Source organism: Chromobacterium sp. Rain0013, assembly GCF_015291765.1.
Classification (GTDB): domain Bacteria; phylum Pseudomonadota; class Gammaproteobacteria; order Burkholderiales; family Chromobacteriaceae; genus Chromobacterium; species Chromobacterium haemolyticum.
The window spans coordinates 2464963-2486483 of record NZ_CP031514.1 but is presented as its reverse complement, the minus strand read 5'-3'; the positions used below and the strand labels follow the sequence as shown (position 1 = coordinate 2486483).

The following is a 21521-nucleotide window of genomic DNA, read 5'->3' as shown; positions in this document are numbered from 1 at the left end:
CATGACATTGCAAATGCAAAACGCCCGCCGAATCGGCGGGCGTTTTTCGCATCAGCGCGGCGCCGTGGGCAGCGGCCGCCACTGCGGCCACCAGCCCGGTTCGGTGGCCAAGTCAGAATCCACCGCCACGCCGGACAGCGCCAGCAGATGCCCGTCGGCGTCGCACAGCAGCGGCCAGCGCTCGCGCAAGGGCGGCGCAATGCCGGCCTCCTGCAGAAAGCTCTTCACAGGCTTGCGCCCAACCCCCGACATCAAGCGCTCTCCGCCCTCGCGCGGCCGCAGAATCAAGCCTCGCGCCAGCGTGTCCGCCGACAGGCCGCGCGGCCGCCAATCCCAACTCAGCGCCCCGCCCCACTCCGCCGACACCCGCTCCGTCGTCGGGTCCACCGGTCCAAGCGCCACGGCTCCCGGAGCCGGCAGCGCCGACAAGGCGAACAGTCCATCGCGGTAACGGTACAGCAAGCCCCGCGCCAGACTCAGCCGCGGACAACTGCCGGCGCCGGCCTCCAGCGCCTGGCGCTGAAACTCCGCCAGCGCATCCGGCTCCGGGGCCGGCCAACCCAAATCGCGCAACCAGGCCAGCAGCGTCTGGCGCTGCCTGGCCGCGGACAAAGCGCGCCAGCGGATCAAATCCAGACCACCGTCATTGCGACAAACGGCCAGATCCTGCGCCGCCACCTCGTCCAACACCGCGGCGGCGTCCGACAGCAAGCCGGCCGAGCGCGTCAGATGACGACGATAATCCGGAACCGCCGCCTCCAGTTGCGGCAGCAAACGCTGGCGTAGAAAATTACGCCGCCAGCGCTCGTCCAGATTGCTTTCGTCCTCAACCCAGCTCAAGCCCTGAGCCCGGACAAAGTCCTCCAGCTGCCGCCTGCGCAAGCCCAGCAAGGGCCGCCACAACCAGGGGCCCTCCGCCTCCAGCTTGCGCAAGGCCGGCATCGCCGCCAAGGCGCGCGCGCCGCCGCCGCGCAGCAATTGCAGCAGCACGGTTTCCGCCTGGTCGTCCAGATGATGCGCCAAGACCACCACGCCGGCGGCGGAGCGCCGGTACGCTTGATAGCGCGCCTCGCGGGCCACCGCCTCCAGGCTATCGCCGCCGCTCAAGACCACGCTCACCCGCTCCACCCGCAAAGACGCGTCCAATGTCGCGCACAAGACGCGGCAATGTTCGGCCCAGGCGTCGGCGTTTGGACTCAAACCATGGTGCACGTGCACCGCGCGGATCTCCAACTCGGGACGGCGCGCGCGCGCGCGGCAGAGCAAGGCCAGCAGCGCCACCGAATCCAGGCCTCCGCTCAAACCCACCTCAAAAGCACATTGGCCGGACAATTCGTCCGGCCAATGGCTTAACAGTGATTCGAGCAGGTCAGGCTGCGGCTTCCTTGAAGCGGCCATAACTCATCAATCTGTCGAAACGGGTTTTCAGCAACTCGTCGATCGGCTTGCTGGTCAAGTCTTTCAACTCTTCCTGCAGCACTCGCTTCAGCGTCGCCATCATTTGAGCGTGATCGCGATGCGCGCCGCCCACGGGCTCGTTGACCACGCGGTCGATCAGACCCAAGGTCTTCAAGCGCGGCGCGGTAATGCCCAGAGCCTCCGCGGCGTCGGACGCGCGTTCGGCGGTCTTCCACAAGATGGAAGCGCAGCCTTCAGGCGAAATCACCGAATAAGTAGCGTATTGCAGCATGTTGACGCAATCGCCCACCGCGATGGCCAAAGCGCCGCCCGAACCGCCCTCGCCTATCACCGTGACGATGACGGGCACGCGCAAGCGGGTCATTTCATAGAGGTTGCGGCCAATGGCTTCGGATTGGCCGCGCTCTTCCGCGCCAATGCCGGGCCACGCGCCGGTAGTGTCCACCAAGGTGATTACCGGGATGCCGAACTTCTCGGCCAGCTTCATCAGACGCAGGGCCTTTCGATAGCCCTCCGGGTGAGGCATGCCGAAATTGCGGCGGATCTTTTCCTTGGTGTCCCGGCCCTTCTGCTGGCCGATCACCATCACCGACTGGCCGTTGAAACGCGCCAGACCGCCCACGATGGCGGCATCATCGGCAAACGCGCGGTCGCCGTGCAGCTCTTCGAAGTCGGTGAAAATACTTTCTATATAGTCGAGCGCGTAAGGGCGCTGCGGATGGCGCGCCACCATGGCGATTTGAGACGGCGTCAGCTTGGCGTAGAGCGTCTTGGTCAAGTCCTGGCTCTTCTTCTGCAAGCGCGCGATCTCCTCGGAGATATCCAGCACCGAATCGTCCTGGACATAGCGAAGTTCTTCTATTTTGTTCTCGAGCTCGGCAATAGGCTGCTCAAAATCGAGAAAGGTCGGCTTCATTCTTAACATCATCCGATAAATAGCTAATGGCGGCATGATACCTTAGCGGCAAAGTCGGCGTCACCTTTCTGTCTGACAAAAACATTAAATTTTGGAGCTTTTATTCGAAATTGCCGTGACTTGCAAAAATTTGCTGACAGACCACTTGCGCAAGCTTAAACCCTGTGTTTTAATTCGCCTCCTCGCTGAAACGCAAACGCAGCAGCGAAAAGGATTCAGGGCGTTTAGCTCAGTTGGTAGAGCGTCTGCCTTACAAGCAGAATGTCGGCGGTTCGACTCCGTCAACGCCCACCAAGTTTCGGTTGGAGTGGTAGTTCAGTTGGTTAGAATACCGGCCTGTCACGCCGGGGGTCGCGGGTTCGAGTCCCGTCCACTCCGCCAACAGCATTGAAGCAGTACTCGGATTCGGGCGTTTAGCTCAGTTGGTAGAGCGTCTGCCTTACAAGCAGAATGTCGGCGGTTCGACTCCGTCAACGCCCACCAAAGTTTTACGGTTGGAGTGGTAGTTCAGTTGGTTAGAATACCGGCCTGTCACGCCGGGGGTCGCGGGTTCGAGTCCCGTCCACTCCGCCAACAGCATTGAAGCAGTACCCGGATTCGGGCGTTTAGCTCAGTTGGTAGAGCGTCTGCCTTACAAGCAGAATGTCGGCGGTTCGACTCCGTCAACGCCCACCAAAGTTTTACGGTTGGAGTGGTAGTTCAGTTGGTTAGAATACCGGCCTGTCACGCCGGGGGTCGCGGGTTCGAGTCCCGTCCACTCCGCCAACAGCATTGAAGCAGTACCCGGATTCGGGCGTTTAGCTCAGTTGGTAGAGCGTCTGCCTTACAAGCAGAATGTCGGCGGTTCGACTCCGTCAACGCCCACCAAGTTTCGGTTGGAGTGGTAGTTCAGTTGGTTAGAATACCGGCCTGTCACGCCGGGGGTCGCGGGTTCGAGTCCCGTCCACTCCGCCAACAAGCATTGCATAGCAGTACCCGGAAACGGAAAACAGTTTTGGGCGGTTAGTCTCAGTTGGTAGAGCACTGCCTTCACACGGCAGGGGTCGCTGGTTCGAGTCCAGTACCGCCCACCAATTGCTGGAGTGGTAGTTCAGTTGGTTAGAATACCGGCCTGTCACGCCGGGGGTCGCGGGTTCGAGTCCCGTCCACTCCGCCAAGCATTGCGAAGAAGCAGCCTTTAGGCTGCTTTTTTGCATTTTGCGTCGCAGATTTCAAGCAATCATTCGCTTATCTCCCAATTTAAGACAAACAGCTACCATTCTATTGCTTATCAGCTTGCAATGCGTCTAGGCTACGGTGATACTTTTGGTTGACTTTCGGTATTCCATATAAAGAGATTCAACTATGCGCAATTTAATCCTGGCGACTGGCTGCTTTGCTAGCACGCTGGCCTTGGCAGGCGACCCCGCCGACAAAGCCATCTGGGAATATACGGTCAAAAACGGCGACAACCTGTGGTCGCTGGCGGCCGAGCATTTGTCGTCTCCTGCTTATGTGCCGAAGCTGCAAACCAGAAATCGCATCGCCAACCCTTATCGGCTGATTCCCGGCAGCATCTTGCGGGTCCCCTACCCCTGGATCAAGCAAACCCAATCCGACGCCACACTGGAAGAAATGTCCGGGGAATCGACTGCGGCCGACGCCAAGGGCAAGCCGTTGGAACTGGCGGTGGGCAAAAAATATCCCAAAGGCACCCGTTTCACGACCGGAAACGACGCCATGATCAAACTGCGCTTCGTCGACGGCTCTTCCCTGATCGTCAACGCCAACACGGACCTAAGCCTGCAAACCCAGGTCTACTATCCCAGCACCGGGGCAATCCAGTCTCAGATCAAGCTGAACAACGGCAGCACCGGCAATTCTGTGATTCCCAACATCCTGATGCCCAGCCGCTACGAGATCCGCACCCCGTCGGCGGTGACCACCGTGCGCGGCACCGAATTCCGCGTCAACGCCGCCGGCGGAGAAGAGACCTTGGCGGAAGTGCTCAAAGGCAGCGTGGAAGTCAAAGGCCGCCGCAGCAAGGTGGACGTGCCCGCCGGTTTCGGCACCCTGTCCAACCGCAAAAGCGGCCCCAGCAAACCCGAGGAGCTGCCTTCGCCGCCCGACCTCTCCACCGTGGCGGACAACAGCCAATTCAACCCTCCGCCTTTGGAGTGGCAGCGCGACGAACACGCAGCATCCTATCGCGTCACGCTGAGCGGCAAGAAACGCTTGGCTGAGCGCCAGTTGCAAACCCCGCGCTACTATCCGCGCCTGCCGGGCAACGGCGATTACGTGCTGAAAGTCCGCGCCAAGAACCGCTCTGGACTGGAAGGCTACGACAGCACGCGCAGCTTCAAGCTGCAAGCCTACCCGCTGCCGCCGCTGCTGTTCACGCGCGCGGACGGCACCCAACTGCGGGGCAAATCCCTGCCCCTGCGGGTGGACGCCAGCCCGGAACGGCCGCTGCGGCTGCAAATTTCGCGTCAACCGGATTTCGCCCAGCCGCTGCTGGAACAGACCTTGACCGAGGCCGAGTTTAAAGCCGAGTTGCCTGAATCCGGCATCTGGTACTGGAGGCTGGCGCGGCTGGACGCGCAAGGCCAGCCGGGACCTTTCTCCGCCGCGCAAAAAGTGGAATCCAAAGGGTGGCTTAGCCGCCTGGACAACACCACGCCGGTGCTGGCGGCCCGCCCCTATCCCATCGCGCGCGCGCGCTACACGCTAACGCTGACCGCGGCTCAGGCCGCCAACGCAAACACGTCCCCGTTCTCGCTGAGCAGCGATCACCCGCAATGGGAGCTGAAAGCGCTGGAAGCCTTGCCTGCCGGGCAATACAAAGCGACAGTCAAGGTAGAAGGAGAACACGGCTACTTGGCGACTGAGGAGCAAGAAATGCTCACTCTCCCCGGAAAACTTCCCTAGAATGACAAAATGCTAACTCACTATCGCGACAAGATTTTGCCCTTGTTGCCGTTTTTGCTGGCCCTGCTGGCGGCCCTGCTGACTCTCTCCGGCCTTTTGCTTCGGCTGGACTTCTGGCTGTACGACGGGCTGATCCGGCTCAAGTCCAACCATAACCAGACCAGCGACATCGTTGTCGTCGCGGTGGACGAGCGCAGCCTGTCTGAACTGGGGCGCTGGCCTTGGCCGCGCGAGTATCACGCCCAGCTAGTGGACAAGCTGGCGCAGGCTAAAGCCGTGGGCCTGGACATCGTCTTGGCCGAGCCCTCGCACAATATGCCGGAGTCGGACCAAGCGCTGGCCGACGCCATTCGCCGCAACGGGAAAGTCATCAGTCCGGTGTTCCCCGAAATGCAGGGCAACCGTCTGACCGAAACCCGTCCCTTGCCCGGCATCGCCGCCGCAAGCGCCGGCCTGGGTCATACAGACTACGAGCTGGACAGCGATGGCGTGATACGCCGCGTCTACCTGAAAGCGGGGCTGGGCTCGCCCCATCACCCCAATTTCGCGCAGGCCGTACTGGACCTGGCTAATGGCCGGCGCCAATCCGACCAGCAAAAGCTGGGGATGCCTCACGGCAATCCTGACAGCTGGCTGCGCGAAGACCCGGTAATGGTGCCCTATCTGACAGGCTCCCCGCCATTCCAGCAGGTATCGTATATCGACGCGCTCAATCAACTGCCTCCGTCCTTCTTTGCCGGCAAAATCGTCTTGGTGGGCGCCACCGCCACCGGCCTGGGCGACATCCACGCCACGCCGCTGTCGGCCAACAACCGCGGCATGCCCGGCGTGGAGATCAACGCCTTCCTGCTCTACGGTTTACAACAAGACAACACTCCTGTGCCGCTGCCTCTGGGATGGAAGGCCCTTATCAACGCGCTGGCCATCCTGCTGCTGGACCTGCTGCTCTGCCGCTACAAGCACCGCCAAGGCATTTTGCCGGCTTATCTGCTGGCCTCCTGTGGCGTGCTGGTGCTCAGCGTCTTGCTGCTGACGCTGGCCTCCGTGTTCTGGAGCGGCGTCACCACCGCCATCCTGCTGTTTCTGGCCGGCAGCGTCCGCTTCGTATCGCGGCAATCCAAGCTTTTGTTGCAGGCCAACACCGACGGCCTCACCGGACTTTACAACCGCCGGCACTTCGACGAGATCTTGGCGCCGACGCTGGACAAGCACCGCGCAGCCGGGAAAACCCTGGCGCTTTTGATCCTGGACGTGGACAACTTCAAAGGTTACAACGACCACTACGGGCATTACGCCGGCGATCTGATCCTGCAACGGCTGGCGCAGGAGCTGAACGCTTACTTCAGCCCCCGTCGCCACATCGTGGCGCGCTTGGGCGGGGAAGAGTTCGGCGTGCTACTGGAAGAATGCGGCCAGGACCAGGCTGTGGCTGCCGCGGAAGGCTTTCGCGCACGACTGGAAGAGCTGGAGCTACCTCATTTGAAAAGCCCTCTACGCAAAGTCACCTGCAGCATTGGCGTCGCCGCACGGGTGCCGGAAACGGACGACAATGGCCGCACTTTCTATGAAGACGCCGACAGCGCGCTCTACATCGCCAAGCGCTCCGGCCGCAACGCGGTCAGCCCCGCTCCCGACACCTTGACGCCGCAGCACTAGCGCGGACCTTGCTCCGGACGGCGCGGCCCCTCGCCAAACACAATGCCGCGAAAAGCAGGCCGCTCGTCCGGCACCCCCAAGAAGCCGTTCAGAGCTTAACGAGCACGGGCACGGCAACGAGCAGCCGCCGCAACCGGCTTTGAACAGGTTTCAAGCGGCGCTCGCACAACAAGCTTATCTACCACAAAGGGGAAGGCTGCACGGCCGGTCACCCGCCCCAACCGCATCGCCCAATGAAAAAGGCCGCTCAAGGCGGCCTTGTCAATGCTCGGGTCTAGACATCACGCCGATTTGCGCGCCAGCAGCCAGCCGGCAAAGCCGATCACGCCGACAAAGAACACGGCCACCCAGAACGGCATTGCCATCCCCAGGAAGGTCCAGTCCACGGCGGCGCACTCGCCGCTGCCCTTCAGCACCTTGGAGATCACCTCCATCAACGGAGAGGATTCCATCAGAAACTCCAGGCCCGGACCGCAGGCCGGCACCTGATCCGCCGGCAGGTGTTGCAGCCACAGTTGTCGCAGCGACACCGACAGGCCGCCCAAAGCCGCCAGAATCGTCAAACCGCCCCAGGCTCTGACGCCGCAACGACCGGGGTTGACCATGGCCGCCAACAAGGCGACCACGCCGGTGGCGATCACGCCGATGCGCTGGAAAATGCACAGCGGGCAAGGCTCCAGACCCAGTTGGTACTGCGCGAATAGTGCAAAGCCCATCGCGCCGGCGCAGGCGGCGGCGATCAGCAGAAAACCTTGTCGGTTGCTCAAGCCCATATCTTCCTCAATGTTTGGCGGTAAAACGTCATGGCGCATGATTGTGCCATACAACATGGAGGATTCAGAACCGCGCCGCGCCTTAAAGTTCCAGGAAGCGGCGGATAGCCTCTTTCTGGTGCAAGGCGTCCTTATAGCCCAAGGCGATCAACTCGCGGGTATAGCCTGGCTCAAACAGTAGATACGTGGCCAAGGCCGTGCCCCGGTGGCGGGTGGCGCCGGTGCCCTTCATCAGGAAGCGCAGCAAGGGCGGAAACAGGCGAGTGTGCTTGTAGGCGATGCCCTCCAGCGATTTGCTGGGGTTGAGCATGAAGATGTCCACCTTGCGCAACAGAGTCTGGCGCGCCAGTTCCTCGTGGCTTTGCAATAGCGACACGGTATGGTTGACCCGGGTCAGCCGCTCCATGTCCACCGACATGCTGTCGATGAACACGCTGTTGAGCAGATGCCCGAATATCTGCGCCGGCGACGGATAAAAACCGCTATGGCGGCGTTCTATGGTGTCCGGCCGCTTACTGGCCAGACCAACCACAAACAGCTTTTCCGCCCCCAGGTGCAATGCCGGCGACAGGGGCGACAACTGACGCACCGCGCCGTCGCAGTAAAACTTCTCCCCTATGCACACCGAGGGAAAAATCAAGGGGATGGCTGAGGTGGCCATCATGTGCTCGATACCGATACGCTCACGCATGCCCAGTCGCTGATAGCGCTCCCACTCCTCCAGGCTGTCCGCGCCCTGGAAAAAGGTGACCGACATCCCCGTGGTGTAACACGAGGCCGTCAGCGCCAGCGCCTTGAGCGCGCCGTGGCGAACGGAATGGTCTATGCCCTCGAACACCATGACCTTGGTCAGCAGCTCGCGCAGCGGGGCATTGTCTAGAAAGCTTTTGGGGTTGCGCCACAGCCGGCCGCCGGACATCACGGACAGGCCAAAGTGCAAAAAGGTCTTCAGGAAATAGCCGGAACTGGCGTCGTAGACATCCTGAATGTGCAGTTGCTTCCACATCTGCGCCAGCGTGGATACCGCCAGGTGGAAGTTGCCGGCGCCGGAGGCCAGCGCCACCGCGTTGATTGCCCCGGCCGACGTGCCGCAGATGATGGGAAAGGGATTGACGCGCGCATCCGGCAGCAGCCGGGAGATCCCCAGCAACACTCCCACTTGGTAAGCCGCGCGCGCGCCGCCCCCCGACAACACCAGTCCGATATCGGATTGCCTCCCCATCCCGCACCTCGCGTGGCTATGTTGGCGGCGGACCGGTCGCCGGACGCCGCACGGCTTCTTGTTCTATTTAGGCATAGTCAAACGCCGCGGCCAGCGCCAACTTCGCACGGAGGAAATCCCTTGGACGCACCCAGAAGCGGCTCAAAGCCTAACGAGCCAGAGCGAGGCCAGACGCAAATCGCCGAGAAAGCGGCATGAACTAGAGGCTCATGGGCGTTTCGAAGGGGCACCCGCCGCGCCACGTCCCACGAAGCGCAGCGGACTTTTACAAGCCATTAATAGCCGGCCGCCGTCTGCATCGCCCACAGATGCGCCCCCACCAGCGCGCGCCACGGCGCGAAGCCTTGCAGCCACTGCTCGGTTTCGCGCGGCGACACCGCCTCGGCCTTCCCCAGCAGACGCTGCAGGCCTCGCCGCACCGCCACGTCCCCGTGCAGAGAGCCGTCCAGCCAGCCATAGCCGCGTAGCAGCGCATAGCTGACCGTCCACGGACCGATGCCGGGCATGGCCAGCAGCCGCGCGGCGATCTCCTCTGGCGCGCCGCCGTCCAGCCAACCCTGCAACGGCAAGCTCCCATCGGCCGTCTGCCGGCTCAGCTCCAGCAAGGTCCGGGTTTTGGCGCGCGAGAAGCCGGCCAGGCCCAGTTGATCCGGCTCCAGCGCCGCCACCTGATACGGCGACGGATGACATAGCAGACCGCCGCTGTGGCGGTTGCCGACCAACTGCATCAGCCGGCGCCGCAGCGAGATCGCGGCATGCACGCTAATCTGCTGGCCCGTGACCGCCCAGACCAGCGCCTCAAACGGGGTGGCCGTCTGCGGCACGCGCAAACCGGGGCGAGCGGCGAGCAGCGCCGCCAGTTGGGGATGGCCGCGATGCGCGCGTTCGAAATCCGCCACCGGCTGCTCCAGTCCCAACATGCGGCGCGCCATGCCTATCAACACGGTCTCGTCGCCATCCCGCGGCGGCGCATCCGCATCCAGGCCCACCCGCACCGCATCCGCATCGAAATCCATGCTGAGGCAGGCCGGCGCGCCCCGCCACAGCAAACCCTTGCGCAAGCTCTGGGCCGTCACCCGCTCGGAAAGCTCCTGCGCGTCGCGACGGTGGAAAGCCATGAAGTCCTCACGGCGGAAATCCGCGGGCAAGGATAGGGATAAAGACAGCGAAGTGGAATCGGCCGGTTCAGCCATGGATCAGCGCGCCTTGCGAAAAGTCAGATTGATGCGGCGGCGCCCCAGCAAAGGGTGCTCGCCCTCCGCCACCGGCAACACCCCGTGGAAACGCATGCGGTCCGGCCCGCCCCACACCAGCACGTCGCCGTGGCGCAGCTCGACGCGGCCGGGACGCTCGTCGCGGCTAAGGCCGCCGAACAGGAAGGTAGCCGGCAAGCCCAGCGACACGGACACGATGGGCGCGCCAAAATCGCGCTCGTCCTTGTCCTGATGCAAGGACATCTTGGCGCCCGGCGCATAGCAATTGATCAAACAAGCATCCGGCGCGAAGCCGGGGAAGCCGGCCTCGGCCGCGGCCTCCTCGGCCAGAACGCGCAACAAGGCCGGCATCGCCGGCCAAGGCTGCCCGCTGCCGGGGTCGCGCTCGGCATAGCGGTAGCCGCGCGCATCGGACACCCAGCCGTAAGCGCCGCAGCTGGTTGTGGCGACCGACATCGCTCGTCCGCCCGGCGTCTGCATGCCGCGCGGAGGCGCTTGCCGCAGCACCGCCTCCACTTCCGCCAGCAAGGCCACGTCGATCTCGCAGACGCGGCGATGCAATAAGGCGGCACCAGGCGATAGGCGCTCCAGCCAGCCGCCCTCTTCGGGCGCGAACAAATCCGCCATCGCCTGCCTTAGAGCCTGTCCAAAGTCTCGCGAGCAAGAGCGAGACAAGGCGAAAACCGCTGAGAAAGCGGAATGGTCAAGGGAGACATGAGCGTTTCGAAGCGGTTATTAACGCAGTATCGCCGATGCGCAGCAGACATTGAGCAGGCTCTCAGGCCTCGCCGGCCACCATCATGCTGCGCAACAGCACCGAGCCCATCTGCCGGCCGCCGCGCTCCAGCACGTCGTTGCCCACCGCGTCTATCTGCATGAACATCTCGCGCAGATTGCCCGCAATGGTGATTTCCTCCACCGGGTGCATGATCACGCCGCGCTCCACCCAGAAGCCGGCCGCGCCGCGCGAGTAATCGCCGGTTACCGTGTTGACGCCTTGGCCCAGCAGTTCGGTCACCAACAGGCCGGTGCCCATAGTCCGCAGCAACTCCTCCAGGCTTTCGCCGGTGGAATGCACAACCAGATTATGCGCGCCGCCGGCGTTGCCGGTGGTCTGCATGCCCAGCTTGCGCGCCGAATAGCTCCCCAGCATATAACCCTGCAGCACGCCCTTGTCCACCAGCCGGCGCGCCACCGTGGCCACGCCCTCGTTGTCGAAGGCGCCGCTGGCCATGCCGCGCAGCAAGAAGGGGTCTTCGTCTATGGTGACATTGGCCGACATCACCGGCTTGCCCAGCGAGTCCAGCAGGAAGGACGATTTGCGGTACAGACTGCCGCCGCTGATGGCGGCCACCAGATGACTGAGCAACGAGGCGGCTATCGGCGCCTCGAATACCACCGGATACTGCCCGGTCTTCACCTTGCGCGCGCCCAGTCGCCGCGCCGCTCGCTGACCGGCCTTGGCGCCGATGACTTCCGGCGCGTCCAGATCCTCACGCCGACGCGCCGACGAATACCAGTAATCGCGCTGCATCGCCCCGCCGTCCTCGGCCACCACCGCAGCGGAAATGCTGTGGCGGCTGCTGGCGTAGCCGGCGATGAATCCGTGGCTGTTGGCGTAAGCGAAGTGGCTGGACTGCGACGAGACGGTGCCGCCCTCGGAGTTGCGGATGCGCGGATCGGCGGCCAGCGCCGCGGCCTCGCAGGACTTGGCCAGTTCGATGGCCTCCTCCACCGGCAGCGACCACGGATGGTACAGGCTGAGGTCCGGAAACTCGGTGGCCATCAACTGGGAATCCGCCAAGCCGGCGCACGGATCCTCGGCGGTGTAGCGCGCGATGTCCAACGCGGCGCGCACGGTGTCGGCCAAGGCCTCTTCGGAAAAATCGGAAGTGCTGGCGTGGCCTTTCTTCTGGCCCAGGTAGACGGTTACGCCCACGCCCTTGTCCTGGTTGTATTCGATGGTTTCCACCTCGGACAGGCGCACGCTCACGGTCTGGCCCAGTCCTTCGGAAACATCGGCTTCGGCGGCGCTGGCGCCTTCGGCCTTTGCCAGTTCGATGACGCGGGAGGCGATGTCCTCCAGCGCGGCCTGGCTGAAACTGAATGTCTTGTCTTCCATCTAGTGTCTTTCGCAATGGTCGAAACGGCCGGAGGCCTTTTCCGGTATCATACCAGCCTTGAGAAAACCGATTGAGAATTGCCAACGATGACCCATTACCAGAACGACAGCCCGGACGACGGCTACGTCAGCAAATCCCAGCGCAAGCGCGACATGGATGCGCTGCAAGACCTGGGCCGCGAACTGGTGGAGCTGTCCAAGGACACGCTGAAGAAAATGCAGCTGCCGGAAGACCTCCTCACCGCTATTCTGGACTATAAACGCTTTACCGCGCACGGCGCGCTGCGCCGCCAACTGCAATACATCGGCAAGCTGATGCGCGACGTGGACCCGGAGCCGATCCAGCAATACCTGCAAATTCTCAAAGGCGAATCGTCCGAGCACATCGCCTGGCAGCACCTGCTGGAACGCTGGCGCGAGCGCTTGATGGAAGACGACAAGATGCTGGCCAGCTTTGTCACCGACTTCCCCGCCGCGGATCCGCAGCAGCTGCGCACGCTGATCCGCAACGCACGCAAGGAAAAGCAGGACAACAAACCGCCCAAGTCCTTCCGCCTGCTCTATCAGGCCGTCAAGGACGTGATTCCGGAACCGGGCAAGCCGCGCCTGCATCAGCAGGACCAAGAGGACGACGAGTGATGCTGAAAGTAGGCCTGGTCTCGATCTCCGACCGCGCCAGCAGCGGCGTGTACGAAGACAAGGGCATTCCGGCGCTGCAGGACTGGCTGACCGCCGCGCTGGCCAGCCCCTTCGTCGTCGTCGCCCGCCTGATCCCGGACGAGCAGCCGCAAATCGAAGCCGCGCTCAAGACGCTGGTGGACGAGGAAGGCTGCCAACTGGTGCTGACCACCGGCGGCACCGGCCCGGCCGCCCGCGACGTCACCCCCGAGGCCACGCTGGCGGTGGCGGACCGCGAGATGCCCGGCTTCGGCGAGCAGATGCGTCAGATCAGCCTGCGCTTCGTGCCCACCGCCATCCTGTCCCGCCAGGTGGGCGTGATCCGCAAGCAAGCGCTGATTCTCAACCTGCCCGGCCAGCCCAAGGCGATCCAGGAAACGCTGGAAGGCCTGCGCGGCGCCGACGGCCAAGTGGACACTCCCGGCATCTTCGCCGCCGTCCCCTACTGCATCGACCTGCTGGACGGTCCCTATATCGAAACCCATGAGGCGGTGGTCAAAGCCTTCCGCCCCAAATCGGCTCAGAAAAAGCTGGCCTGAGCCATGGCTTACCAGTCTCCCGCCTGGCTGCGCGGCGGCCATGCCCAAACCATCTGGCCGGCGCTGGCTATCAAGACCCCGCGCCCCGACTACCGCCGCGAGCTGTGGGACACGCCGGATGGCGCCCGTATCGCGCTGGACTTTGTCGCCGGGCGGCCCGGCGCGCCGCTGGTCGTGTTGTTTCACGGACTGGAAGGCAGCAGCGACAGCCACTACGCGCGCGCGCTCATGCTGGCGGTTCAGCGGCGCGGCTGGCATGGCGTGGTGCCGCACTTTCGCGGCTGCGGCGGCGTGGACAATCCTCTGCCGCGCGCCTATCACGCCGGCGACAGTGCCGAAGTGCGCTGGATTCTGAGCCGGCTGGCTCAACGCTTCCCGATCTTGGCCGCCGCCGCGGTATCGCTTGGCGGCAGCATGCTGCTCAACTACCTGGCGGACGAAGGCGCGCTGGCGCTGCCGCGCGCGGCGGCGGCGGTGTCCGCGCCGCTGGATCTGGTGGCGGCCAGCACCCAGCTGGACAGGGGCTTGGGCAAACTGCTGTACACCCGCATGTTCATGGGCACGCTCAAGCCCAAAGCGCTGGAATCGCTACAGCGCCACCCCGGCCTGTTCGACGGGGGCAAACTCCGCCGCGCACGCACCTTCATTGAATTCGACGACCTGGTCACCGCGCCGATTCACGGCTTCGGCACCGCCCTCAACTACTGGCGCAGCGCCAGCGCCAAGCCTCGGCTGGGTCAGATCGCCCGCCCCACTCTGGTGTTGAACGCGCGCAACGATCCCTTCCTGCCGGAACAGGCGCTGCCGCGTCAGGCCGACGTGGCCGACAGCGTCACGCTGGAATTCCCTCTCCACGGCGGCCACGTGGGCTTCGCCTCCGGCGCTTTCCCTGGCACGCTGGATTGGCTGCCGTCCCGCTTGCTGGAATTCTTCGAGCCGCATCTGGATTGACTGCGCGGCGCTTTCTGCGCATCTTGACGGCATCCACCCCTTAAGCGAGGGCGCCGCATGAGCCCAGATTCCGTCAAAACTTCCGTTCTGCGCAAAACCTATTTGCGCATTCTCGCTCCGCTGTTCATCGCCTCCGTGCTGGCCTTTCTGGATCGGGTCAACGTCAGCTACGCGGCCCTGACCATGAACGCCGACCTCGGCTTCGACGCCAAGGTATACGGCCTGGCCGCCGGCATTTTCTTCGCCGGCTACGTGCTGTTCGAAGTGCCCGGAGCGATTCTGGCTGAGCGCTGGAGCCCTAGCCGCTGGATCGCGCGCATCCTGTTCTCCTGGGGAGCGGTCAGCATATTGCTGAGCCTGGTGCAGAACGAATGGCAGTTCTACCTGCTGCGCTTTATGCTGGGCGTGTGCGAAGCCAGCTTCTACCCGGTGATCTACGCCTCGGTGATCCCGCGCTGGTTCGTCGCGGAAACCCGCGCCCGCGCCATTTCCGTCACCTTGAGCTCCCTGCTGGTATCCGCCATCGTCGGCGCGCCGCTTGCCGGCTGGTTGGTGGGCCTTCAGCCCTTCGGCCTGAAAGGTTGGCAAAGCCTGTTCCTGCTGGAGGGCGGCGTCACCATGCTCTACGGCGGCGCTGTCTTGATGTGGCTGCAGGACGATCCAGCCAAGGCCGCCTGGCTGAATGTGGAGGAAAAGCGCTATTTGATCGACACGCTGCAAGCGGAAAAAGCCGCCACCCGTCAACAACAGCCGGCCACGCTGCGTCAGGCCCTGGCGCAGCCGGCGGTGCTGCGGCTATGTCTGATCTACTTTCTATGGATCACCGGTTTCTGGGGCTTCAGCTTCTGGATGCCCACGGTGATCAAGAACGCCTCCGGCTGGTCGCCACTGGCCATCGGCCTGGCCTCCGCCGTGCCCATGCTGGCGGCGCTGGCCGCCATGCTGTGGCTGGGTCATTCCTCGTCGCGCCGGGCGGAGAAACGCTGGCACGTGGCGCTGCCGCTCTTGCTCGCCGCAGCCGGTTTCCTGATTGGCGCGCTCAGCGACCATCTCGCCGTGGCGCTGCTCTCCGTCACCGTCGTCGCCATCGGCGTCTACAGTCCGATGGGCGTGTGGTGGTCCATTCCCACTACTTTTCTCACCGGCACGCTGGCCGCGGGCGCCATCGGCCTGATCAATTCGGTGGGCAATATCGGCGGCTTCATCGGCCCCTATGCGCTGGGTTTGATTGAGGCCGCCACCGGCAGCCACACCCTGGCTTACCTCTGGCTCAGCGCTTCATTGCTGCTCAGCGCCCTGCTGGTGCTGGGCTTGAAGCCGCAAGCGCAAACAGCGGACAATGCAAGCCAAGCCGCCGCTTCCGGCGGACGATAGGACGCACCATGCTGACACGACTCTTCACTCTCGCCTTCTGCTCTCTGCTGCTCACCGGCTGCGCCGGCATGGCCGAGCGTCTGAACGGCTCGCTGGAGCCGCCGGCCGAACGCGGCTACGCCATTCTGTCGCTGACCGGCAAATCCTCCAACCCGGACAGCGCGACGCTGGGCCTGGATGTCGCCAACGCCGCTGGTCGCGTCGTGGCCGTCGACCGCGCCAGCCTGCTGACCGACACCGTATTCGGCGAGCCGGGCAACTCCATGGCGGAGGGCAAATTGATGCTGTTCACGCTGGAGCCGGGCCAGTACAGGGTGGAACAGGTCTGGGCCAACTGGCTGGAGGACGGCGCTTGGGGCGTGAGCCGCAAAATGCGCAGCTTCCGCCTGGCCGCTCCGTTTGAAGTGAAGCGCGGCGAGGCGGTCTATTTGGGCAATGTGGACGTGGAATTGAGTTTTTTGCCGGAAGCGCGGCTGCGCGACGAGTCCGAACGCGATCTTGCGCACATCCGTCGCATCTGGAAAATCAAGGATATATCCGGCATTCAACTGCGACCGCTGGGCGAGGCTCGACCCTGAACCCGCTCACTTCTGCCACAGCTTGGACAGATAAGCCGGTTTCACCACAGCCGCCGACAACGGCGCCGCCTCCAGCACCCGGTAAGCGTTCTGCCGGGTGTCGCGGAGCAACGCGTCGGCGTAGGGCGCGCCGTCCAGCTTGCGCAAGGCCGCCACTCGCGGCGCGTTGGCCTTGTCGCTGCGGTGGGTCACCACGCCGATCTCGTTGCTGGCCAGCTTGACGAAACTGCCGGGCGGGTACACGCCCAGCTCCTTGACCAACAAGGCGGCGTGCTGCGGATCGAAATCGCCCAGCTCGCCGCGATACAAGCTGCCGATCACCAAAGCCGGCAGAGCCGGCTGCGGCTGATGTATACAGGAACACAACACGTCCACCATGTGCAGCAAGGCCGCATCCGGATGGATGTCCTCGCCGCGCAGCCCCTGCGGGTAGCCGTCGCCGCCGCGCTGTTCCTGATGGGTCTGCACCAGTAGATGCCAATGTTCGTCCACCACGCCGGCTTCGCGCAAAATGGCGGAACCAACAATGGGATGAGCATAGAGTTCGTCGCGCTGGGCGGCATCCGGGGGCGTTTGCTGCCGCGATAGTTGATTCAACAAGCCGGTAATCGCCAAATTCATGCTCAAAGCCGCGCCCACCACCGCGCGCAAACGCGCCTCCTCCATGCCCAGGCGCCGTCCCAGCACCGCCATGATCGCTGCTACGTGCACGCTATGGGCGCTGCCGATGTCGCGGTAGGGCGTCAGCAGCACGCTGGCCAGCACCCCGTCCGGCTGTTTGCAAGCCAACCGGATCAACGCGTCCGCCATGTCCGCCAGCCTACCGGCCAGGCCCGGCACCGCCAGGCCATGCAAAAGCAGGCCCTCGGCGCGACGAGTCAGGAAACCCAGCTCCATGATGGGATTGGGCTGCACTTGCGCCGCGGCTTCCTTCTCGCGCTGCGCCGCGCGCTCCAGCTGCTCGCGCTCCAAGCGCGCCGCCACCTCCTCGCTGTCGCCGTGCGCCAGCGTCACCAGCCGCTCGCGCTGCTCAGGCGTCAGCACGTAATGGCCTTTTTTCAGCAGCAGCAAGCCGTTCTTGGCATACACGTCAACCGGCAGTTGCTGGCCGATGCGCAAGAAGCTGGTGGGCAGCTTCACTTTGGAGGAGTCCGACATAATCTATATACGTTTCGTTAAGTCATGCTTCAATGGCTGTGAATAATGCCGCATTCCCTCGTCCTAAGGAAGCCCCCGCAAACCGGCGCGCGCACCGGCTTGCCAGACGATGTCAGCGGCATTAATCTGATTAACCCAATCCAATCACCTCGTTGGAGAATGCCCTTATGACAAGCAATCGATATATCGACGCCTCGCGCCGGGACTTTCTGAACAGCGCGGTGGGCGTGGGCTTCGCTCTGGCAGTGCAGCCCATAGCCGCCAGCGCCATTCTCACCGATGGCGACGGCCTCAACGCCGGGGCGGTGGAAATCCCGACGGGGCCGGCCATCATGCCAGGCTACATGGCAAAGCCCTCCACGGCCGGCGGCCCTCTGCCGGTGGTGCTGGTGGTGCAGGAAATCTTCGGCGTGCACGAACACATCCGCGACTTGTGCCGACGACTGGCAAAATCCGGCTACCTGGCCGTGGCCCCCGAGCTCTATTTCCGACAGGGCGACCCCAGCAAGGTGGCCAGCATCAGCGAGTTGGTCAGCGGCCTGGTCAGCAAGGTGCCGGACAACCAGGTAATGGCGGACCTGGACGCCACCCTGACCTGGGCAAGCGGCCACGGCGGCGACGTCAAACGCGCGGCCATCACCGGCTTTTGCTGGGGCGGACGCCAGGTATGGCTGTACGCTGCGCATAATCCCGCGCTCAAAGCCGGCGCCGCCTGGTACGGACGGCTGCAAGGAGAGGCCGGAACGAATACACCGCGCCAGCCGCTGGACATCGTCGCGCAGTTGCATGCGCCGGTGCTCGGGCTTTACGGCGGGCTGGACAAGGGTATTCCTCTGGAGTCGGTGGACAAGATGAAGGCCGCGCTGCGCGCCGCCGGCAAACCCTCTGAAATCGTGGTTTACCCTGACGCCGACCACGGTTTCAACGCCGACTACCGTCCAACTTACAACGCGGCCGCCGCCAACGACGGCTGGCGCCGCATGCTGCAATGGTTCAAACAACACGGCGTCTGACACCGGCTAATCTCCCGGCGGCCGTCTGGCGCAAGCCGCCAGCCGCACGCGGATCACCTGATTGAAACGCGCCAGCCAAAAGGGATCGAACTGACGCTCCGAGGCGTTGATCTCCGCGATGGCGCGCATCATCGAATGCCGCAAACCGCGATGCGAGTGCTTCAAAGTCACCGCCTCGAAGGCATCAACCAGAGCCAGAATAAGCGCGCCGCTGCAAATCTCATCACCGTGCAGGCCATGCGGATAGCCCCTGCCGTCCGGCATCTCGTGATGCTGGGCCACCATGCGCGCCGCGTCGGCCCAGGCCGGCATCCGTTCCAACAGGCCCGCCGCCCAGCCCGGGTGTTCCGCCATCTGATGGCGCTCGGACTCGCTCATCCGCCCCACTTTCAACCAGAACGACTCCGGCAGCAGCATCATGCCGATATCGTGCATATACACCGCCGCCTCCAGCTGCCTGTCGTCCACCAGCCCCGGCGCTTGGCGACTAGTCTCCAGTGCCAGTTCCAGATTGCGCTCGGTACGGCCTTGGAACTGCGGCAAGCGATGTTCAAACTGCAGGGCCAATATCCGGAAAAACGCCAAATCGCCCTGGCTGAGCTGCGCGGCGGCATCCGTCGGCGCATCCGATTCAATCACATGCAAGGGAATCCCGGTGATCTGCTCCACCAGTTGCTGACAACGCTGCAACAGCTCGCCAACGGGGCATTCCGCCACCTGATTCAGCGCCCGCATCAGCAGGGGCAACTGCAAATCATCCAGCAATTCGTGGTTTTCCAGGGCCTCAAGCGCCAGGCCCAAACGGTCCATCACCAACAGCATCACATCGCCGATCGAATCCTCATAGTTCACCTCGCCGCTGCGCAGCCTCTCCAGCAGGCTTTCCAGCGAATGGACGAAAGGCACCACAAAGCGCACCTGGCACATGCTGGCGTCGCCCTTGATGCTATGCAGCAAGCGAAACAGCTGATCGATCTGCGCGGCGTCGGTATCGCCAAAACCCAGTTGGCAAACCAGATGCTCAACCTGCGGCGCGTAATCGCTCATCACCTCCATGAAATCGTGGAACGCCTCCGGCTCCACAATCTCCAGCTTCAGCTCCTGCTTGCCCATGCCCTCTCCCATTTTCAATGACCCTTCATTCCAGTATATGCAGCATGTGGCAAAGCGTGCGACAGCGCCCTTTCCAAACCATCACGCGCCGCGCATAATTTGCGCCCTCGGCGCATCGCCCGCCTATCCGCCTTAATATTCCCATGCAAAACCAACTGCAAACGCTGCAACAGCACATCGCTTTCATTATTGAAGTGGACAAACTCAAAACGGTGCTGCGCAAAACCAAGGCCGCATATGTGGACCGCTACGAGAATTCGGCGGAACACAGCTGGCAGATCGCCCTCTTCGCTCTCAATCTGCGCGACTTCGCCGCAGAGCCGGTGGACATCGACAAAGTCGTGCGCATGTTGTTGATTCACGACTTGGGCGAGATCGACACCGGAGACACCCTCGTCTACGCCGCGGACGGCGCCGCGGAACGCGAAGCGGAAGAACTGGCCGCGATGCGCCGCATCCTGGGCCTATTGCCCCAGCCCATCGCAACGGACTTGCTGGCCTTGTGGCAAGAGTTCGAGGCTCGCAAAACCCCTGAAGCGCGCTTCGCCCGCGCGATAGACCGTTTGATGCCCATCTTGCTCAATCTGCAATCCGGTGGCCAGAGTTGGCGTGAAAACGGGGTCAGCAAGCAACAAGTGCTAAGCATGGCGGTGGGCAAAGTGGAGGACGGCTGTCCGCTGGCGGCGGACTGGTTGCGCGCGGAATTGGACCGCGCGGAGCAAGCCGGTTGCTTCGGAGCCTGACTCCAAACCATTAAAAACCGGCAGAAATGCCAGGGTATCCTGAAAAAACAGGATAAAAACCCTTTCGGCCATGCAGAAAACGCTTGCCATGTCCCGGAACTATAGGCACTATTCCTGCCGCAGGATGCTCAAGTTGTGGATGTGTTGTTGTCGTAGTGGCATTAAGTCCGTACCTCAGTCGCCATTTCCCTTGAACTTCGTGCCTTTTATTTCAACTGCTCGTTTTGAGGAATTAACAAAATGGCAACCGGTACCGTTAAGTGGTTCAACGACTCCAAAGGTTTTGGCTTTATCACCCCGGATGAAGGCGGCGACGACGTGTTCGCTCACTTCTCCCAGATCAATGCCAAAGGCTTCCGCACCCTGGCTGAAAACCAGCGCGTTAGCTTTGACGTCGTAGACGGCCCGAAAGGCAAACAAGCCTCCAACATCCAGCCCATCTAATCCACGCGATTAGTCAGCTTGATGAAAACCCGGCCTCGTGCCGGGTTTTTTGCATTCACGCTTCAACGCAAGGAATCCCATGCCCGCCTCCGACGATCACGAACACATCATCGCCGCCACCCGCGACTGGCTGGAAAAAGCGGTGATCGGGCTCAATCTGTGCCCGTTCGCCAAGAGCGTCTACGTGAAAAACCAGGTGCGCTACGTGGTCAGCGACGCCGCCCAGCCGGATCAGTTGGCGCAAGAGCTCGCCTCCGAACTGCGTCTGCTGGCCGACAGCAGCCCGGACGAGATCGACACCACCTTGCTGATCCACCCGCGCGCGCTGCAGCGCTTCCTGGATTTCAACGACTTTCTCGACATCGCCGACGCCATCGTGGAAGACATGGGGCTGGACGGCGAACTGCAAGTGGCCAGTTTCCACCCCAAGTTCCAGTTTGAAGGCACCGGCGTCAACGATATAGAGAATTTCACCAACCGCGCGCCCTATCCGACCTTGCACCTGCTGCGTGAAGCCAGCATCGGCCGGGCGGTGGAAGCCTTCCCGCAAGCGGAGGCCATCTATGAGAAAAATATCGAAACGCTGAAACAGCTGGGGCTGGACGGCTGGAAGGCGCTGTTCGCCGGCAAAACACCGTAAGCGGATACGCGCCGCGCATTGCCAAGCACGGCGCGGGCATGGTACACCAACGGGCATTCCA

The 21521-nt window shown here is 63.1% G+C and carries 20 protein-coding genes and 10 tRNA genes; 21 read left to right on the top strand and 9 right to left on the bottom strand.

Features of this window, described 5'->3' with window-relative positions; genetic code table 11:
- Positions 1-51: 51 nt before the first annotated feature.
- Both tilS and DXT74_RS11665 read right to left on the bottom strand, forming a co-directional pair.
- The gene (gene tilS / locus DXT74_RS11670) at positions 52-1308 is read right to left on the bottom strand and encodes a tRNA lysidine(34) synthetase TilS (protein WP_231138317.1); all 1257 of its coding nucleotides are present in this window, start codon (positions 1306-1308) and stop codon (positions 52-54) included.
- Positions 1309-1369: 61 nt separating this feature from the next.
- The gene (locus tag DXT74_RS11665; RefSeq protein WP_019101652.1) at positions 1370-2335 is read right to left on the bottom strand and encodes an acetyl-CoA carboxylase carboxyltransferase subunit alpha; all 966 of its coding nucleotides are present in this window, start codon (positions 2333-2335) and stop codon (positions 1370-1372) included.
- Between the two features lie 218 nt (positions 2336-2553).
- On the opposite strand from DXT74_RS11665, the gene DXT74_RS11660 reads away from it, so the two are divergent.
- The 12 genes from DXT74_RS11660 to DXT74_RS11605 all read left to right on the top strand — a co-directional run bounded on the left by DXT74_RS11660 (position 2554) and on the right by DXT74_RS11605 (position 6898).
- Positions 2554-2629 (top strand) — tRNA-Val (locus DXT74_RS11660).
- Positions 2630-2639: 10 nt separating this feature from the next.
- Positions 2640-2716: transfer RNA gene (locus tag DXT74_RS11655), tRNA-Asp, on the top strand.
- 26 nt (positions 2717-2742) lie between these two features.
- A tRNA-Val gene (locus DXT74_RS11650) sits at positions 2743-2818 on the top strand.
- A gap of 13 nt (positions 2819-2831) precedes the next feature.
- Positions 2832-2908, top strand: a tRNA-Asp gene (locus tag DXT74_RS11645).
- A gap of 26 nt (positions 2909-2934) precedes the next feature.
- A tRNA-Val gene (locus tag DXT74_RS11640) sits at positions 2935-3010 on the top strand.
- Between the two features lie 13 nt (positions 3011-3023).
- Positions 3024-3100: transfer RNA gene (locus tag DXT74_RS11635), tRNA-Asp, on the top strand.
- Between the two features lie 26 nt (positions 3101-3126).
- A tRNA-Val gene (locus DXT74_RS11630) sits at positions 3127-3202 on the top strand.
- A 10-nt stretch (positions 3203-3212) separates the two neighbouring features.
- A tRNA-Asp gene (locus DXT74_RS11625) sits at positions 3213-3289 on the top strand.
- 42 nt (positions 3290-3331) lie between these two features.
- Positions 3332-3408, top strand: a tRNA-Val gene (locus tag DXT74_RS11620).
- Positions 3409-3414: 6 nt separating this feature from the next.
- A tRNA-Asp gene (locus DXT74_RS11615) sits at positions 3415-3491 on the top strand.
- Positions 3492-3679: 188 nt separating this feature from the next.
- Entirely contained in the window at positions 3680-5242 is a 1563-nt protein-coding gene (locus tag DXT74_RS11610; RefSeq protein WP_194428006.1) for a FecR domain-containing protein, read from the top strand.
- Between the two features lie 9 nt (positions 5243-5251).
- Positions 5252-6898, top strand: coding sequence for a CHASE2 domain-containing protein (locus tag DXT74_RS11605; RefSeq protein ID WP_194428005.1), 1647 nt, complete (start codon positions 5252-5254; stop codon positions 6896-6898).
- Between the two features lie 281 nt (positions 6899-7179).
- Here DXT74_RS11605 and DXT74_RS11600 read toward each other — a convergent pair whose 3' ends face one another.
- From DXT74_RS11600 to pmbA, 5 genes are all read right to left on the bottom strand, one after another.
- Positions 7180-7671, bottom strand: coding sequence for a disulfide bond formation protein B (locus DXT74_RS11600; RefSeq protein WP_043637222.1), 492 nt, complete (start codon positions 7669-7671; stop codon positions 7180-7182).
- A gap of 82 nt (positions 7672-7753) precedes the next feature.
- Positions 7754-8893 (bottom strand): patatin-like phospholipase family protein, encoded by a 1140-nt coding sequence (locus DXT74_RS11595; protein ID WP_194428004.1) that lies wholly within the window; start codon positions 8891-8893, stop codon positions 7754-7756.
- Between the two features lie 275 nt (positions 8894-9168).
- Entirely contained in the window at positions 9169-10086 is a 918-nt protein-coding gene (locus tag DXT74_RS11590; protein WP_194428003.1) for a DNA-3-methyladenine glycosylase, read from the bottom strand.
- A 3-nt stretch (positions 10087-10089) separates the two neighbouring features.
- On the bottom strand, positions 10090-10734 hold the full coding sequence (gene alkB / locus DXT74_RS11585; RefSeq protein ID WP_194428002.1) for a DNA oxidative demethylase AlkB: 645 nt from the start codon (positions 10732-10734) through the stop codon (positions 10090-10092).
- A gap of 151 nt (positions 10735-10885) precedes the next feature.
- The gene (gene pmbA / locus DXT74_RS11580) at positions 10886-12229 is read right to left on the bottom strand and encodes a metalloprotease PmbA (protein WP_194428001.1); all 1344 of its coding nucleotides are present in this window, start codon (positions 12227-12229) and stop codon (positions 10886-10888) included.
- An 87-nt stretch (positions 12230-12316) separates the two neighbouring features.
- Between pmbA and yjgA the strand changes: the two genes are divergently transcribed.
- From yjgA to DXT74_RS11555, 5 genes are read left to right on the top strand one after another with little or no spacing between them, the layout of a single operon-like run.
- Complete coding sequence (yjgA, locus tag DXT74_RS11575) at positions 12317-12868, top strand: ribosome biogenesis factor YjgA (RefSeq protein WP_019101673.1); 552 nt, start codon at positions 12317-12319, stop codon at positions 12866-12868.
- On the top strand, positions 12868-13446 hold the full coding sequence (mog, locus tag DXT74_RS11570; protein ID WP_194428000.1) for a molybdopterin adenylyltransferase: 579 nt from the start codon (positions 12868-12870) through the stop codon (positions 13444-13446). The genes yjgA and mog overlap by 1 nt, the downstream gene beginning before the upstream one ends.
- Positions 13447-13449: 3 nt before the next feature.
- On the top strand, positions 13450-14397 hold the full coding sequence (locus DXT74_RS11565; RefSeq protein ID WP_081555677.1) for a YheT family hydrolase: 948 nt from the start codon (positions 13450-13452) through the stop codon (positions 14395-14397).
- A gap of 57 nt (positions 14398-14454) precedes the next feature.
- Positions 14455-15771: an MFS transporter gene (locus DXT74_RS11560; protein WP_194427999.1), complete on the top strand. Its 1317-nt coding sequence runs from the start codon at positions 14455-14457 to the stop codon at positions 15769-15771.
- Positions 15772-15779: 8 nt separating this feature from the next.
- Positions 15780-16349: a hypothetical protein gene (locus DXT74_RS11555; RefSeq protein WP_194427998.1), complete on the top strand. Its 570-nt coding sequence runs from the start codon at positions 15780-15782 to the stop codon at positions 16347-16349.
- A 6-nt stretch (positions 16350-16355) separates the two neighbouring features.
- Here the strand turns inward: DXT74_RS11555 and DXT74_RS11550 are convergent, their stop codons facing one another.
- Complete coding sequence (locus tag DXT74_RS11550) at positions 16356-17507, bottom strand: HD-GYP domain-containing protein (RefSeq protein WP_081555674.1); 1152 nt, start codon at positions 17505-17507, stop codon at positions 16356-16358.
- 167 nt (positions 17508-17674) lie between these two features.
- Here DXT74_RS11550 and DXT74_RS11545 point away from each other — a divergent pair, with 167 nt between their 5' ends.
- Entirely contained in the window at positions 17675-18520 is an 846-nt protein-coding gene (locus DXT74_RS11545; RefSeq protein WP_043637257.1) for a dienelactone hydrolase family protein, read from the top strand.
- Positions 18521-18526: 6 nt separating this feature from the next.
- On the opposite strand, the gene DXT74_RS11540 is transcribed toward DXT74_RS11545, so the two are convergent.
- Positions 18527-19633 carry an HD-GYP domain-containing protein gene (locus tag DXT74_RS11540; RefSeq protein ID WP_043637259.1) on the bottom strand — a complete coding sequence of 369 codons (1107 nt, stop codon included), beginning with the start codon at positions 19631-19633 and terminating at the stop codon, positions 18527-18529.
- A gap of 143 nt (positions 19634-19776) precedes the next feature.
- On the opposite strand from DXT74_RS11540, the gene DXT74_RS11535 reads away from it, so the two are divergent.
- The 3 genes from DXT74_RS11535 to DXT74_RS11525 all read left to right on the top strand — a co-directional run bounded on the left by DXT74_RS11535 (position 19777) and on the right by DXT74_RS11525 (position 21460).
- A complete protein-coding gene (locus DXT74_RS11535; protein ID WP_043637262.1) occupies positions 19777-20376 on the top strand; it encodes an HD family hydrolase in 600 nt (199 codons plus the stop codon).
- A 240-nt stretch (positions 20377-20616) separates the two neighbouring features.
- On the top strand, positions 20617-20820 hold the full coding sequence (locus tag DXT74_RS11530; protein WP_019101682.1) for a cold-shock protein: 204 nt from the start codon (positions 20617-20619) through the stop codon (positions 20818-20820).
- Between the two features lie 79 nt (positions 20821-20899).
- Positions 20900-21460, top strand: coding sequence for a DUF1415 domain-containing protein (locus DXT74_RS11525; RefSeq protein WP_019101683.1), 561 nt, complete (start codon positions 20900-20902; stop codon positions 21458-21460).
- The last annotated feature ends 61 nt before the right edge of the window (positions 21461-21521 follow it).